Here is a 14,299-nt window from a genome sequence, read left to right on the forward strand (position 1 = left end):
TACATCAGAGAAACCTAAAATTATAAAAAGATGATGTTAAGCATGTTGAATGAATGCAATTGTGCATTATCTCAAAATGATGTTAGCAGTAAGTTTTAAGATTTTCTGTGTTAACAGAAAATCATCTATCACTGTACTCTGTACTCTCTACTCTGGTTAAGTGGGAGTGTTATTTTTGATAAATAAGGTTATAGAAACTATAGAAAGAAACTCTATGTTTAATAAGGGAGATAGGGTCGTAGCCGCTGTTTCTGGAGGCCCTGATTCTATTTGCCTTCTTCATCTTTTAAATTCTATTAAAGATAGGTTTGGCATAGAAATCTGCGCAGCTCATGTTAATCATTGCCTAAGGGGCGCAGAAGCCGATGAAGATGAAGGGTTCGTAAGAGCGTTTTGTAAAAAACTACATATAGATTTTTATGTAAAAAGAATTGATGTAAATAAACTTGCTAAAGAAAAAAAATTATCTAGTGAACTTGCTGGAAGAGAAGCAAGGTACGATTTCTTTGAAGAAGTAAGAAAAAAGTTTTGTGGAAATAAGATAGCAATTGCACATAATGCCAATGATAGGGCTGAGACAATCCTTATGAGGATAATAAGAGGTACTGGATTGGATGGGATGGTAGGTATAAAACCAATAAGAGATGAAGTCTTTGTAAGACCACTTATAAATATAAGCAGAGCTGAGATAGAAAAGTACTGCTTTGACAATGAGATTTCTCCAAGAATAGACAAGACAAATCTTGAGAGGTTATATACGAGGAATAAAATTAGATTAGATTTAATACCTTACATAATGAGTAATTTTAATGAAGATGTAGTGGCATCCTTGAATAGATTAGGTGATATTGTAAGCATCGATAATGACTATATGCAAAAAATTGCAGATAAAAAATACAATAATTATTGTTATCGTGGTAAGAAAAATATTATAATAAAAAAAGAAGCTTTTTGTGAGCATGAAGCTATTTTGTCAAGGATACTAAGAAGAGCCATAAGTGAGCTGACTGGAAATGTATATAATATTGAAAAAAAACATATATCAGATGTAATTCATATTGAAAAAATAGGAACAGGTAAAAAGGTTGATCTCCCTAATAATATTGTTGCACGCAATAATTATGGAGATATTTGTTTTGAAATTAAAGAAAATGATATTATGGATAGTAAGAAAATATATGAGGCAAGCATAGAAAATTTAGATGTAATATCGTTTGGTGGTTTTAAATTCGAATTTACGCTGCTAAAGAGTAAAGTTAGCGTAAAACTAAATCAAGATGATTATGTGAAGTATTTCGATGTGGATAAGGTAGGAAAAAGTATAAACATAAGATATAGAATTGATGGTGATAAATTTAAGCCCCTTGGCATGAAAAGCTATAAAAAGCTTAAGGATATATTTATTAATCTTAAAATACCACGTGAAGATAGGATAAAAATTCCACTTGTATGCTTTAACGGAGAAATAGGATGGATTGTAGGGCATAAAATAAGTGAAGATTTCAAAATAGATGATAAAACAAAAGCAATTTTAAAAATAAAAGTTGAAAGAGAGGATAACTAATGAGGGAAGACATTGAAAAAATATTGATTGATGAGGAGCAAATAGGTAAGAAAATTAAAGAAATTGGTAACAATATAAGTAGAGACTATAAAGGAAAAGATCTTATACTTATAGGAGTGCTAAAAGGTTCAGTAATGTATATGGCTAATCTTGCTAAAGAAATAGATATTCCATGTACAATGGATTTTATGTCAGTATCAAGTTATGGTAATTCCACAACTTCATCAGGAGTAGTGAAAATATTAAAAGATTTAGATGCTAGTGTTGAAGGAAAAGATGTATTAATAGTAGAAGATATAATAGATTCAGGAATTACTCTTAAATATCTTCAAAAATATCTTAGAGCTAAAAATCCAAATAGTGTAGAAATAACAACACTTTTAAATAAGCCAGAAAGGAGGAAGGCTGATATAGATGTAAAATATATAGGATTTGAAGTTCCAGATTATTTTTTAGTTGGATATGGACTTGATTATGCTGAAAAGTATAGAAACTTGCCTTACATAGGTATTTTAAAGGAAGAAATTTATAAATAATTAATATATATTTTATTGTAAACAAAAATGTGTTGTGATACAATCTTAAAATAACTAACTATACATAGAGAGGGGGGCCTAGAGTGAAAAAAATTTCTAGTGCTACGGTCTGGATTGTAGCAATTATATTGTTTATTGCAGCTATATTTGCGTTGTCTCAACAAGGAAAAAGCAGCAATATAATAAGTTTTAATGAATTTCAAAAAGAATATACTCAGAATAATATAAAGAGCTTCCAAATGAAAGATGATAAGATGACAGTTGATGGAAAACTAAAGGATGGAAGAACTTTTGAAACAGTTGTACCACTTGAAAGATTAGATCAATTTCTTTCAGATCATCCTAATAATGGAGAAGTTGAAGAGTCTTATGTACCTCCAACAAATGTTCCAGCTTGGTTTAGCTGGATACCCAATATACTACTCATATTAATGATGGTAGTACTTTGGGTTATGTTTATGCAGCAAGCCCAAGGTGGTGGAGGAAAAGGTGTCATGGGTTTTGGAAAGAGTAAAGCTAAAATGACATCACCAAATGATACGAAAAAGCGAATAACCTTTGAAGACGTTGCAGGCGCCGATGAGGAAAAGGCAGAACTTGAAGAAGTAGTTGACTTTTTAAAGCAGCCTAAAAAATATATGGAAATGGGTGCAAGGATACCTAAAGGTGTTCTTTTAGTAGGACCACCAGGAACTGGAAAAACTTTACTTGCCAAAGCTGTTTCTGGAGAAGCAGGAAGACCATTTTTCAGCATATCTGGTTCTGATTTTGTTGAAATGTTTGTTGGTGTTGGTGCTTCAAGAGTAAGAGATTTATTTGAACAGGCAAAGAAAAATGCTCCATGCATAGTTTTCATAGATGAAATTGATGCTGTAGGTAGACAGAGAGGTGCAGGACTTGGTGGTGGTCATGATGAAAGAGAACAGACACTTAACCAACTTCTTGTTGAAATGGATGGTTTTGGAGTAAATGAAGGAATAATTGTGATTGCAGCTACTAACAGACCAGATATACTTGATCATGCGCTTTTAAGACCTGGTAGATTTGACAGACAGGTTTTTGTAGGTGCACCAGATGTTAAAGGCAGAGAAGCAGTATTAAAAGTTCATTCAAAGAATAAGAAACTTGATCCTGATATTAAACTTGACGTACTTGCCAAAAGTACACCTGGCTTTACAGGAGCTGATCTTGAAAACTTAATGAATGAAGCAGCACTTTTAGCTGTTAGAGATAAAAAAACTTCAATAGGAATGACTGAACTTGAAGAAGCAGTTAAAAGAGTCATAATGGGACCAGAAAAGAAGAGTAGAGTAATAGATGAAGAAGATAGAAAACTTACAGCTTATCATGAAGCAGGTCATGCAGTTTTAGGAAGATTACTTCCAAATGGAGATCCTGTTCATCAAGTAAGTATAATTCCTAGAGGTATGGCTGGTGGTTATACAATGCATCTTCCAGAGAAAGATAGTTCTTATATGTCTAAGAGCAAACTTCTTGATGAGATGGTTGGTCTTCTTGGAGGAAGAGTTGCAGAAAAACTTGTAATTGGAGATATAAGTACTGGAGCTAAGAGCGACATAGAAAGAGCAACAAGTATTGCAAGAAAAATGGTTATGGAATATGGTATGAGTGAAGAACTTGGTACTATTAGCTTTGGTAAAGATCAAGATGAAGTATTTCTTGGAAGAGATCTTGGAACAAATAGAAACTTTAGTGAGGAAATTGCAGCTAAAATTGACAGCGAAATCAAAAAATTTATTGATGATGCATACATGAGCGCTGAGAAGTTACTTAAGGAAAACATGTCAAAGCTTGATGGTGTGGCAAAAGCACTTCTTGAAAAAGAAAAAATTGAAGCTGATGAGTTTGAGGAGATATTCCAAAACAGTTAATGCAATATAGGACTTTAAAAAATAAAATTCATTTTTCGTATTAGAATGAAGAAAAATTTTTCGTAGATGAAAAAATAGTGTTGAGAGAACAATTTAATAAATTTTAGAGGGTACATTTTAAAAAGACTTAGAAATTTCAATCTGTTTGAACCACAGTGAGTTATTGAAATTTGTTAGGATTTTTAAAATGTACCCCTTTAGATTTATAAATTTTATTTAATGTGATGAAACATTATTTTTTTACACTTATTGTGATATAATTAAAAAGTGATTTTTGATAAAGCTATAAAACGAAGGGAGGTTCCGCTGTTAAATATATATTGTTAGGATAACGGCGGTGTTTATTTATGAAAACTGATATTGAAATAGCTCAAGAAGCTAAAATGGAACCTGTAGTTAAAATTGCTAAAAATATTGGACTCACAGAAGATGATATTGACTTATACGGTAAATATAAATGTAAGATATCACTTGATGTTTTACAAAAAAACAAGGACAAAAAAGATGGAAAGTTAATACTTGTAACAGCTATAAATCCAACTCCGGCGGGAGAAGGAAAATCAACTGTAACTGTTGGACTTGGTGAAGCATTGTGTAAAATGAATAAAAACACTGTAATTGCATTAAGAGAACCATCGCTTGGACCTGTATTTGGAATTAAGGGTGGAGCAGCTGGCGGTGGATACGCGCAAGTGGTGCCAATGGATGATATTAATCTTCACTTTACAGGAGATATGCATGCTATAACTTCAGCAAATAATTTACTATGTGCTGCTATAGATAATCATATTCATCAAGGAAATCCTTTGAGAATAGATCAAAGGAGAATTGTGTTTAAAAGAGTCATGGATATGAATGATAGAGCACTTAGAAGTATAGTTGTAGGCCTTGGCGGAAAGGTTAATGGATTCCCAAGAGAAGATGGGTTTATGATTACAGTAGCATCTGAAATCATGGCAATATTATGTCTTGCAAATAATCTTATGGATCTAAAGGAAAGAATGGGGAATATACTTGTAGCCTATGACCTTGATGGAAATCCTGTATATTGTAAGGATTTAAGGGTTCAAGGAGCAATGGCTCTTTTAATGAAAGATGCTATAAAGCCTAATTTGGTTCAAACACTTGAAAATACTCCAGCAATAATACATGGAGGACCTTTTGCTAATATAGCTCATGGATGTAATAGTATATTAGCTACTAAAATGGCATTAAAACTTGGAGATTATGCTGTAACAGAAGCAGGTTTTGGTGCGGATTTAGGAGCAGAAAAGTTCCTGGATATAAAGTGTAGATACGGCAATCTAAACCCAGATTGTGTTGTTATAGTTGCAACAATGAGAGCCCTTAAGCACCACGGAGGCGTTGCTAAGAATGAATTAAATACGCCTAATGTTGAGGCTCTTAAAAAGGGTATTTCAAATCTTGAAAAGCAAATTGAAAACATTAAAAAGTATGGTGTGCCTGTAGTTGTTGCTATAAATAAATTTATAAGTGATAGTGATGAAGAAGTTAAATACATAAAGGAATTCTGCAGTAAGCTAGGAGTTAAAGTTGCGCTTGCCGAAGTATGGGAAAAAGGCGGAGAAGGTGGACTTGAACTTGCAAAACAAGTAATAGATGTACTTGAAAAAGAGAAGAGCAATTTCAAATGCTTGTATGATGAAAAGCTTAGTATAAAAGAAAAAATGAATATAATAGCAAAAGAAATATATGGTGCTGATAGTGTTGAATATACAACTCAAGCAGAAAAACAAGTAAAAGAAATAGAAAAGTTTAATTTGGATAAACTACCTATATGTGTTGCAAAGACGCAGTATTCATTATCAGATAATCCATCACTTTTAGGAAGGCCAGAAGGATTTAAAATAACTGTAAAAGAAGTAAGGGTATCTAACGGAGCGGGATTTATAGTAGTGCAAACAGGAAATATAATGACTATGCCAGGACTTCCTAAAATACCAGCCGCTGAAAAAATGGATATATTTGAGGATGGTTCGATAGTTGGATTATTTTAAGGAGTGTAAATTATTGTGATATTGGTTTTAGATGTTGGAAATACAAATATAGTTTTAGGAGTATATGATGATAAAAAACTTGTAGCTGAATGGAGACTCGCAACAATGTCTGTAAGAACAGCTGACGAATATGGAATACAGGTTTTAAATCTTTTTCACCATGATAAGCTTAATCCAGATGATGTTGAAGGTGCTATAATTTCTTCAGTTGTTCCTAATGTAATGTATTCTCTCGAACATATGATAAGAAAGTATTTTAAAATTTATCCAATAGTAGTAGGACCTGGAGTAAAAACTGGAATAAATATAAAATATGATAATCCTAGAGAAGTCGGGGCAGATAGAATAGTTAATGCTGTGGCTGCCCATGAATTATATAAAAGATCTCTTATAATAATAGATTTTGGAACAGCTACTACATTTTGTGCGGTTAGAAAAAACGGTGACTATCTAGGTGGAGTAATATGCCCAGGAGTAAGAATATCTTCAGAAGCATTATTTCAAAAAGCTGCAAAGCTTCCTAGGGTAGAGCTTATAAAGACTCCTAGTTTAATTTGTAAAAATACAATATCTAGTATGCAAGCAGGCATTGTCTATGGATATATAGGTCAAGTTGAATATATAGTGGAAAAAATGAGTAAAGAACTTATTGAACTAGGAGAAGAAAAGCCATTTGTAGTTGCAACTGGAGGACTCGCTAAACTTATAAGTGAAGAATCGGATAAAGTTGATGTTATTAATCCTTTTATTACACTTGAAGGACTTAGAATAATTTATGAAAAAAATAGAAGTAGGTGATTTTTTGAAAATATCGGGGCTTGAGTTTGAAAATAATGTATTTTTAGCTCCTATGGCTGGTGTTACAGATATTGCCTATAGAGAAATATGCAGAGAAATGGGATGCGGACTTACTTACACTGAAATGGTAAGTGCCAAAGCTCTATATTACGGAAGCGAAAAAACAGAAGAGCTATTTAGAATATCAGAAGAAGAGGGTACAGCTGCTGTTCAAATTTTTGGTAGTGAACCTCTTATTATGGCAAAATCATGCGAAATATTTAATAAAGACAATAGAATATGTATTATTGATATCAATATGGGATGTCCAGCACATAAGATAGTAAAAAATGGTGAAGGTTCAGCACTTATGAAAAATCCTAAATTGGCAGCTGAAATAGTAAGAGAAGTAAAAAAAGCTACTTTTAAACCAGTTACGGTTAAGTTTAGAAAGGCATTTGATGAAAATAGTATAAACGCAGTTGATTTTGCAAAGATTATTGAAGAAGCTGGTGCAGATGCTGTAACAGTTCATGGGAGAACAGCTGTGCAAATGTATACGGGAAGGGCCGATTGGAATATTATAAAAGCTGTAAAAGATAATGTAACTATTCCTGTAATAGGGAATGGAGATGTATTTTCTCCAGAGGCTGGACTTAGATTGGTTAATGAAACAAACTGTGATGGAATTATGATCGCAAGAGGTGCGCTTGGAAATCCATGGATATTTAGTCAAATAGGGGAAAATATAAAAAATGGAACATATTCGCATCCAAGTGATGCAGAAAAAATAGATATGTGCATGAAGCATTATAAAACAGCCCTAAAGTATTATAATAAGAACAGAGTTGTTCGAGAAATGAGAAAGCAAGTAGCTTGGTACATAAAAGGAATAAAGAACTGTACAGAGATTAAATGTGACATCAATACAGCTAAGACCAGTGAAGAGGCAATAGAAATTTTAGAGGAATACAAACAAAATTTATTATAAATATTGTAATTAAAAATTAAAAATGGAATAAATATATTGTAATATACAAATCAATATTGACAATAATAAGGTGCTGCTTTATAATAACTTAAATCAATATATTTATGAGGGTTTAGACTTTAATCTTATGTAAAGGGGAGAATTATAATGAGTGATGGAAAAAAGTATGTCATTACTTATTCAGGAGTAAAAAAATTAGAAGAAGAATTACAGTATTTAAAAACTACTAAAAGAAAAGAAATAACTGAAAAAATAAAATTAGCTCTTTCATTTGGTGATCTAAGTGAAAATTCTGAATATGATGAAGCTAAAAATGATCAGGCATTTCTCGAAGGAAAAATAGCTCAAATAGAGAACATGCTTAAAAATGCCGTAATTATAGATGAAAGCGAACTTAAGAACGATGTTGTGAGCGTTGGATCAAAAGTTAAAGTAATGGATTATGAATTTGATGAAGAGGTTTTATTTTCAATAGTGGGTTCCGCTGAGGCTGATCCTATGGAAAATAAGATATCAAATGAATCTCCAGTAGGTAGCTCTCTTATCGGCAAAAAAGTTGGAGATGTTGTAGAAGTTCAAGTTCCAGATGGCGTGAATAAATACAAAATATTGGACATAACAAGATAATTTGGAGGTGTAGTAATGTCAAATGAAGAAAAGCAGTTGACAAAAGACGAAATTAAAAGGAGAAAGCTTGAAGCAAAAGCTGAGGCTGAAATGAATGATCTCTTAAGAGAGAGAAGACAAAAGTTAGAAGCGCTTCAGGCACAGGGTAAAGATCCTTTTGATGTATATAAGGTTGAAAGATCACATACGTCAGAACAAATAAGAGATGATTATGATAATTTAGAAGGAAAAGAAGTATCTGTTGCTGGAAGACTTATGTCTAAAAGAGTTCATGGAAAAGCAGGATTTTCTGATATATATGATAGATATGGAAAGATACAGTTATATATAAAAATAGATGATGTTGGAGAAGAAAAGTTAAAAGAGTATAAGACTTTTGATATAGGAGATCTCTTATCAGTTAAGGGTAAGGTGTTTAAAACAAAAACTGGTGAGATAACTTTACATATAACTGATTTTGAATTAGTAGCTAAGTCATTAAAACCACTTCCTGAAAAGTTTCATGGACTTAAAGATCCTGATTTGAAATATAGACAAAGGTATGTAGACTTAATAATAAATCAAGATGTAAGAGAAACATTTATGAAAAGAACAGCAATAATAAAAGCAATTAGGGAATTTTTGGATAATAAGAATTATATAGAGGTAGAAACACCAATATTAGCAACTATAGCTAGTGGTGCATCTGCTAGACCATTTACAACACATCATAATGCTCTTAGCCTGGATATGTATTTAAGAATTGCAACAGAATTGTATTTAAAGAGATTAATAGTTGGTGGATTTGAAAGAGTATATGAAATAGGAAAAGATTTTAGAAATGAAGGTATAGATGTAAGACATAATCCTGAATTTACTATGATTGAATTATATGAAGCATATGCAGATTATAATGATATGATGGAAATTACAGAAAATATGGTTGCCTATGCTTGTAAAAAAGTAAATGGAACTACAAAAATAACATATGAAGGAACAGAAATAGATTTAACACCACCATGGAGAAGAATAACTATGGTAGATGCAGTTAAGGAATATGCTGGAGTAGACTTTAGTAATGTAAAAACTGATGAAGAAGCAAGAACTATTGCAAAAGAAAAGCATGTTGAACTTAAAAAAGAACTGAAAGATTGTACAAAGGGCGATATCTTAAATGCGCTATTTGAAGAATACGGCGAAAAAAATATGATACAGCCAACATTTATATGCGATTATCCAGTTGAAATTTCACCTCTTACTAAGAAAAAGAGAGGAAATCCTGAATTTACTGAAAGATTTGAAGGATTTATATATGGAAGAGAAATATGTAATGCATATTCAGAATTAAATGATCCTATAGTTCAGAAGGAAAGATTTTTACAGCAGCTTAAGGAAAGAGAACTTGGTGACGATGAAGCTTACATGATGGATGATGACTTCATAAATTCTCTTGAAATAGGTATGCCGCCAACAGGTGGTATGGGAATGGGAATAGATAGGCTTGTAATGTTCCTTACAGATTCATCTTCAATAAGAGATGTAATACTGTTCCCTACAATGAAACCAGCTCCAAGTAAAGAACAATAGTGTTTTAATATAGATGGAAAGTTGAAAATTTATGAGAAATTGTGGCTTTCCATCTATGTTTTTGTCTAAACAAGAAAAAAATAAAAAAAACTCAAAAAAAGTATTGCATTTTTTTAGATAGATGGTATAATAATATACGTGGTAAGCAAGACCGCAAAACATTCCGCGATAGCTCAACGGTGGAGCACTCGGCTGTTAACCGATAGGTTGAAGGTTCGAATCCTTTTCGCGGAGCCATTTTATTTTTTGATAATTCAATATGGATACAATGATGAAGATGAGTAGTTGTGTGTTTTTTTAGAGAGATTGTGGTTGGTGAAAACAGTTAAAAATACATAGTGAAGTGGAGTCTTTGGAGTAATGATATAGTATAAAGTAGGGCTATTGCCAAAAAGGGTGGAACCGCGGAATTTTATTTCGTCCCTTTGAGGTGATAGCTTTTTTTGTACATAAAAATAAAAGATAAATTTTAGGAGGTAATTAATATGGCTGTTGAAAAGACTATGGATAAAATAGTATCACTAGCAAAAAGTAGAGGATTTGTATATCCAGGATCAGAAATATACGGAGGACTTGCAAATGCATGGGATTACGGTCCTTTAGGTGTAGAACTTAAAAATAACGTAAAAAAAGCATGGTGGAAAAAATTCGTACAAGAAAGTAAGTATAATGTTGGATTAGATTGTGCTATTTTAATGAACAGAGAAGTTTGGGTTGCATCAGGACACATTGGGGGATTTTCAGATCCACTTATGGACTGTAAAGAGTGTAAAGCAAGATTTAGAGCAGATAAATTAGTAGAAGAAGATTTAATAGCCAAGGGAGAAGAAAATACCAGTGCTGATGGATGGACTAATGAGCAATTAAAAGATTATATAGAAAAAAATGATATAAAATGTCCAAAATGCGGTGCTAAAAGTTTTACAGACATAAGAAAATTTAATTTAATGTTTAAAACTTTTCAAGGCGTAACAGAGGATGCGTCATCAGAAATATATTTAAGACCCGAAACAGCACAAGGAATATTTGTTAATTTTAAAAATGCTCAAAGAACATCAAGAAAAAAGATACCTTTTGGAATAGGACAGATAGGAAAAGCTTTTAGAAATGAAATAACTCCAGGTAATTTTACTTTTAGAACAAGAGAATTTGAACAAATGGAATTAGAGTTTTTCTGCAAACCTGGAACTGACTTAGAATGGTTCAATTATTGGAAAGATTACTCGTGGAACTTTTTACTTAGCTTAGGATTAAATAAAGAAAATTTAAGATTTAGAAATCATTCACCAGAAGAACTTGTATTTTACAGTAAGGCAACATCTGATATTGAATATCTATTTCCATTTGGATGGGGAGAACTTTGGGGTGTAGCAGATAGAACTGATTATGATCTAACACAACATATGAATCATTCAGGGCATGACATGAACTATATAGATCCAGTGACAAATGAAAAGTATGTTCCATATGTTATAGAGCCATCACTAGGTGCAGATAGAGTAACCTTGGCATTTTTAATTGATGCTTATGATGAGGAAGAACTTGAAAATGGAGATAAGAGAACTGTACTTCATTTTAGTCCTGCACTAGCTCCAATTAAAGCTGCAGTATTGCCATTAAGCAAAAAATTATCAGATAAGGCTTCTGAAGTATATGATAAGTTAAGTAAGAAATTTAATATAGAATATGATGAGGCAGGAAGCATAGGAAAGAGATACAGAAGACAGGATGAAATAGGAACACCGTTCTGTATAACTGTAGACTTTGACACATTAAATGATGAGTCAGTTACTTTAAGAAATAGAGATACAATGGATCAAGTTAGACTAAAAATAGATGAACTTGATACATTCTTAGAAGAAAAAATTGAATTTTAATAAGAATTAATTATATTAAAAGCAGAAAGATATTATATTGTTCTTTCTGCTTTTTTATTTATGGCTTTATTTTATGTTTATATATAGATAGCCAACGTAAAACTTGAAAATTTCAATAGTTGAAGCGGTATATCTATAGATAAATACCTTGAAATATAGAAATTACAAGTACCAAGTGTATCCTGTTAAATCAGATACTGTACTTTCTACTTTGTAATTTTACTTTCAATATTTTTTAAAATATAGATTTATTCAAAAAAGAAAAATGCCGGATTCAAAAATCCGGCAAAATAGGGTTTAATCATGGGGATATGTTATATGTTCAATTAAAACTTGGGGAATTATATTAATGTTTTCCTTACGGCACGAATTTATTATATCACAACATGCATTTATTTTTCAATACCCTACACTAAAGTTTTTATATTAATTAAATTTATTAAATTTCGACATGAATAAATTGATGAATCTTGTTAGATTGTAAACCAGTTATACATAAGTTAAATTAAAGAAGCTTTAAGTCCTTTTTATTTTAATTCAAAGTGGTATAATAAAAAATTAGAAATAGGAGGATGGAGAAATGAATAAGAATTTTGAAGAATTTAAACAATTTATTTTAGGAAAGAAAACAGCAGTAGTTGGTATGGGTATAAGCAACAGACCTTTAATACATTTTTTGGTTGAACTTGGTGCAGAAGTAACTGCTTTTGATAAAAAAAGCAAAGAACAATTAGGTGCCGATGTCGTAAGTGAATTTGAAAAAATTGGAGTAGAGTTAGAACTTGGAGAAAATTATCTGGATAGATTAAAAGGATTTGAAGTTATATTTAAAACACCTTCCATGAGAATAGATAGTGAAGCTTTGCTAAAAGCAAAAGAAGAGGGCTCATATATAACTTCTGAAATGAAAGAGTTTATAAAGTATTGTCCTGCAAAAATATTTGGTGTAACAGGCAGTGATGGAAAGACAACAACAACTACTTTAATATACAACATGTTAAAAGAAGAAGGATATGTAACATGGGTTGGTGGAAATATAGGTATGCCTTTATTTTCAAAAATTCAACAAATTAAACCTTCTGATAAAGTGGTATTAGAACTTTCAAGTTTCCAACTAATGACTATAGATATATCGCCAGAAGTTGCGGTTATAACAAATTTAAGTCCAAATCATTTAGATATACACAAAGATATGAATGAGTATATAGAAGCTAAAAAGAATATATTTAAGTTTCAAGGTAAAAATGATATCTTAGTACTTAATACGGATAATGATATAACTAGAGGTATGGTTAAAGAAGCTAAAGGTAGGGTTTTTACATTTAGCAGAAAAGAAAAAGTTGAAGTAGGAGCGTATTATAGTAATAATAAATTATATTTACTTGGAAAAGAAGTTTGTGATAAAGATGAAATAGTTATTAAAGGAATGGATAATGTAGAAAATTATATGACTGCATTTTGTGCAGTTAGTGCTGATGTTTCTATAGAAAGTATGAGGAAAGTTGCAAAAACTTTCTCAGGTGTTGAGCATAGACGTGAATTTGTAAGAGAACTTAATGGAGTTAGATATTATAATGATTCTATAGCCTCAAGTCCAACTAGAACACTTTCAGGATTAAATGCATATGGAAAACCGGTTATATTAATAGCAGGGGGATATGACAAGCATATACCATTTGAACCATTGGCTGAAAAAGGATATGATAAAATTAAAACCCTAATACTTGTTGGAAATACTAAATATAAAATCAAAGAAGTATTTGATAAATTTGAAAAAGAAAAGGGAATTAAAGTTCCTATTATAATGACTGAAACTTTTGAAGAAGCTGTTAATGAGGCTAGGAGAATAGGACAAAAAGGAGACATAGTAACATTATCTCCTGCGTGTGCAAGTTTTGATATGTTCCCTAATTTTGAAGATAGAGGAAAAAAATTTAAGGATATAGTTAATAAGTTAAGGTAGAAGAAATTAGCCTATATAGAGTCAATCTTAAAGATTAAGATCAGAGAGTACAGAGTTGAGTGAATGCATTAAAATATTAACTTTCACCATATTCTGTACTTTTGCATTTTATTTTACAACTTGTAAAAGTTAGAGGATATAAAAAGTTATTTAATTATTTCGAAACTTCAAGGTGACTTTAATATATGAATCAAGTAATGGAGATATAGAGATAAAAATACATCAGATCGAAATAAACTGTACTTGGAGTGTCAGTATAAAAGAAAATGAGAAAAATGAAGAAAAACTTTAATAATCGAATGTAACTTCAATTACTCTGCTATAAGTATAGAAATCATTTATATAAACATGTTATTATATTAAACGTCGTCGCGAGATGACAGTGATTAATGAGTTCTGAAAAGACATAAAAAAAAGTGTTGACAGAGCAAATTAAACATGATATTATAAATAAGCTGTCTCGTGCAGCACATTGAACTTTGAAAATT

General features: G+C 31.4%; 10 protein-coding genes and 1 tRNA gene. All 11 read left to right on the plus strand.

The genetic code is table 11. The annotated features are described in order from the left end of the window. The first annotated feature begins 175 nt into the window (after nt 1–175). Nucleotides 176–1,564 carry a tRNA lysidine(34) synthetase TilS gene (tilS, locus tag LQK79_RS14555; protein WP_053241342.1) on the plus strand — a complete coding sequence of 463 codons (1,389 nt, stop codon included), beginning with the start codon at nt 176–178 and terminating at the stop codon, nt 1,562–1,564. After that, complete coding sequence (hpt, locus tag LQK79_RS14560; RefSeq protein WP_053241343.1) at nt 1,564–2,100, plus strand: hypoxanthine phosphoribosyltransferase; 537 nt, start codon at nt 1,564–1,566, stop codon at nt 2,098–2,100. Before tilS ends, hpt begins: the two co-directional genes overlap by 1 nt. Before the next feature lie 83 nt (nt 2,101–2,183). Further along, nucleotides 2,184–3,992, plus strand: coding sequence for an ATP-dependent zinc metalloprotease FtsH (ftsH, locus tag LQK79_RS14565; protein ID WP_053241344.1), 1,809 nt, complete (start codon nt 2,184–2,186; stop codon nt 3,990–3,992). A 347-nt stretch (nt 3,993–4,339) separates the two neighbouring features. Further along, complete coding sequence (locus LQK79_RS14570) at nt 4,340–6,010, plus strand: formate--tetrahydrofolate ligase (RefSeq protein ID WP_053241345.1); 1,671 nt, start codon at nt 4,340–4,342, stop codon at nt 6,008–6,010. A 15-nt stretch (nt 6,011–6,025) separates the two neighbouring features. Next, nucleotides 6,026–6,808 carry a type III pantothenate kinase gene (locus LQK79_RS14575; protein ID WP_231017024.1) on the plus strand — a complete coding sequence of 261 codons (783 nt, stop codon included), beginning with the start codon at nt 6,026–6,028 and terminating at the stop codon, nt 6,806–6,808. Nucleotides 6,809–6,812: 4 nt separating this feature from the next. After that, the gene (gene dusB, locus LQK79_RS14580) at nt 6,813–7,778 is read left to right on the plus strand and encodes a tRNA dihydrouridine synthase DusB (protein ID WP_053243279.1); all 966 of its coding nucleotides are present in this window, start codon (nt 6,813–6,815) and stop codon (nt 7,776–7,778) included. A gap of 147 nt (nt 7,779–7,925) precedes the next feature. Beyond that, nucleotides 7,926–8,405: a transcription elongation factor GreA gene (greA, locus tag LQK79_RS14585; RefSeq protein WP_231017025.1), complete on the plus strand. Its 480-nt coding sequence runs from the start codon at nt 7,926–7,928 to the stop codon at nt 8,403–8,405. A 15-nt stretch (nt 8,406–8,420) separates the two neighbouring features. Then, the gene (lysS, locus tag LQK79_RS14590) at nt 8,421–9,971 is read left to right on the plus strand and encodes a lysine--tRNA ligase (protein WP_231017026.1); all 1,551 of its coding nucleotides are present in this window, start codon (nt 8,421–8,423) and stop codon (nt 9,969–9,971) included. 162 nt (nt 9,972–10,133) lie between these two features. Beyond that, nucleotides 10,134–10,208: transfer RNA gene (locus LQK79_RS14595), tRNA-Asn, on the plus strand. 248 nt (nt 10,209–10,456) lie between these two features. Beyond that, nucleotides 10,457–11,848, plus strand: a complete 1,392-nt coding sequence (locus LQK79_RS14600; protein WP_053241346.1) for a glycine--tRNA ligase — start codon at nt 10,457–10,459, stop codon at nt 11,846–11,848. Nucleotides 11,849–12,428: 580 nt separating this feature from the next. Beyond that, nucleotides 12,429–13,811, plus strand: coding sequence for a UDP-N-acetylmuramoyl-L-alanine--D-glutamate ligase (murD, locus tag LQK79_RS14605; RefSeq protein WP_053241347.1), 1,383 nt, complete (start codon nt 12,429–12,431; stop codon nt 13,809–13,811). The last annotated feature ends 488 nt before the right edge of the window (nt 13,812–14,299 follow it).

The sequence above is a fragment of the Clostridium guangxiense genome, from assembly GCF_021043395.1.
Lineage (GTDB): Bacteria > Bacillota > Clostridia > Clostridiales > Clostridiaceae > Clostridium_S > Clostridium_S guangxiense.

What these genes read in the sequence shown, in the direction of transcription:
- LQK79_RS14570 (WP_053241345.1), top strand. Translation starts at nt 4,340, where the DNA reads ATGAAAACTGATATTGAAATAGCTCAAGAAGCTAAAATGGAACCTGTA.
- greA (WP_231017025.1), top strand. Translation starts at nt 7,926, where the DNA reads ATGAGTGATGGAAAAAAGTATGTCATTACTTATTCAGGAGTAAAAAAA.
- lysS (WP_231017026.1), top strand. Translation starts at nt 8,421, where the DNA reads ATGTCAAATGAAGAAAAGCAGTTGACAAAAGACGAAATTAAAAGGAGA.
- hpt (WP_053241343.1), top strand. Translation starts at nt 1,564, where the DNA reads ATGAGGGAAGACATTGAAAAAATATTGATTGATGAGGAGCAAATAGGT.
- murD (WP_053241347.1), top strand. Translation starts at nt 12,429, where the DNA reads ATGAATAAGAATTTTGAAGAATTTAAACAATTTATTTTAGGAAAGAAA.
- LQK79_RS14600 (WP_053241346.1), top strand. Translation starts at nt 10,457, where the DNA reads ATGGCTGTTGAAAAGACTATGGATAAAATAGTATCACTAGCAAAAAGT.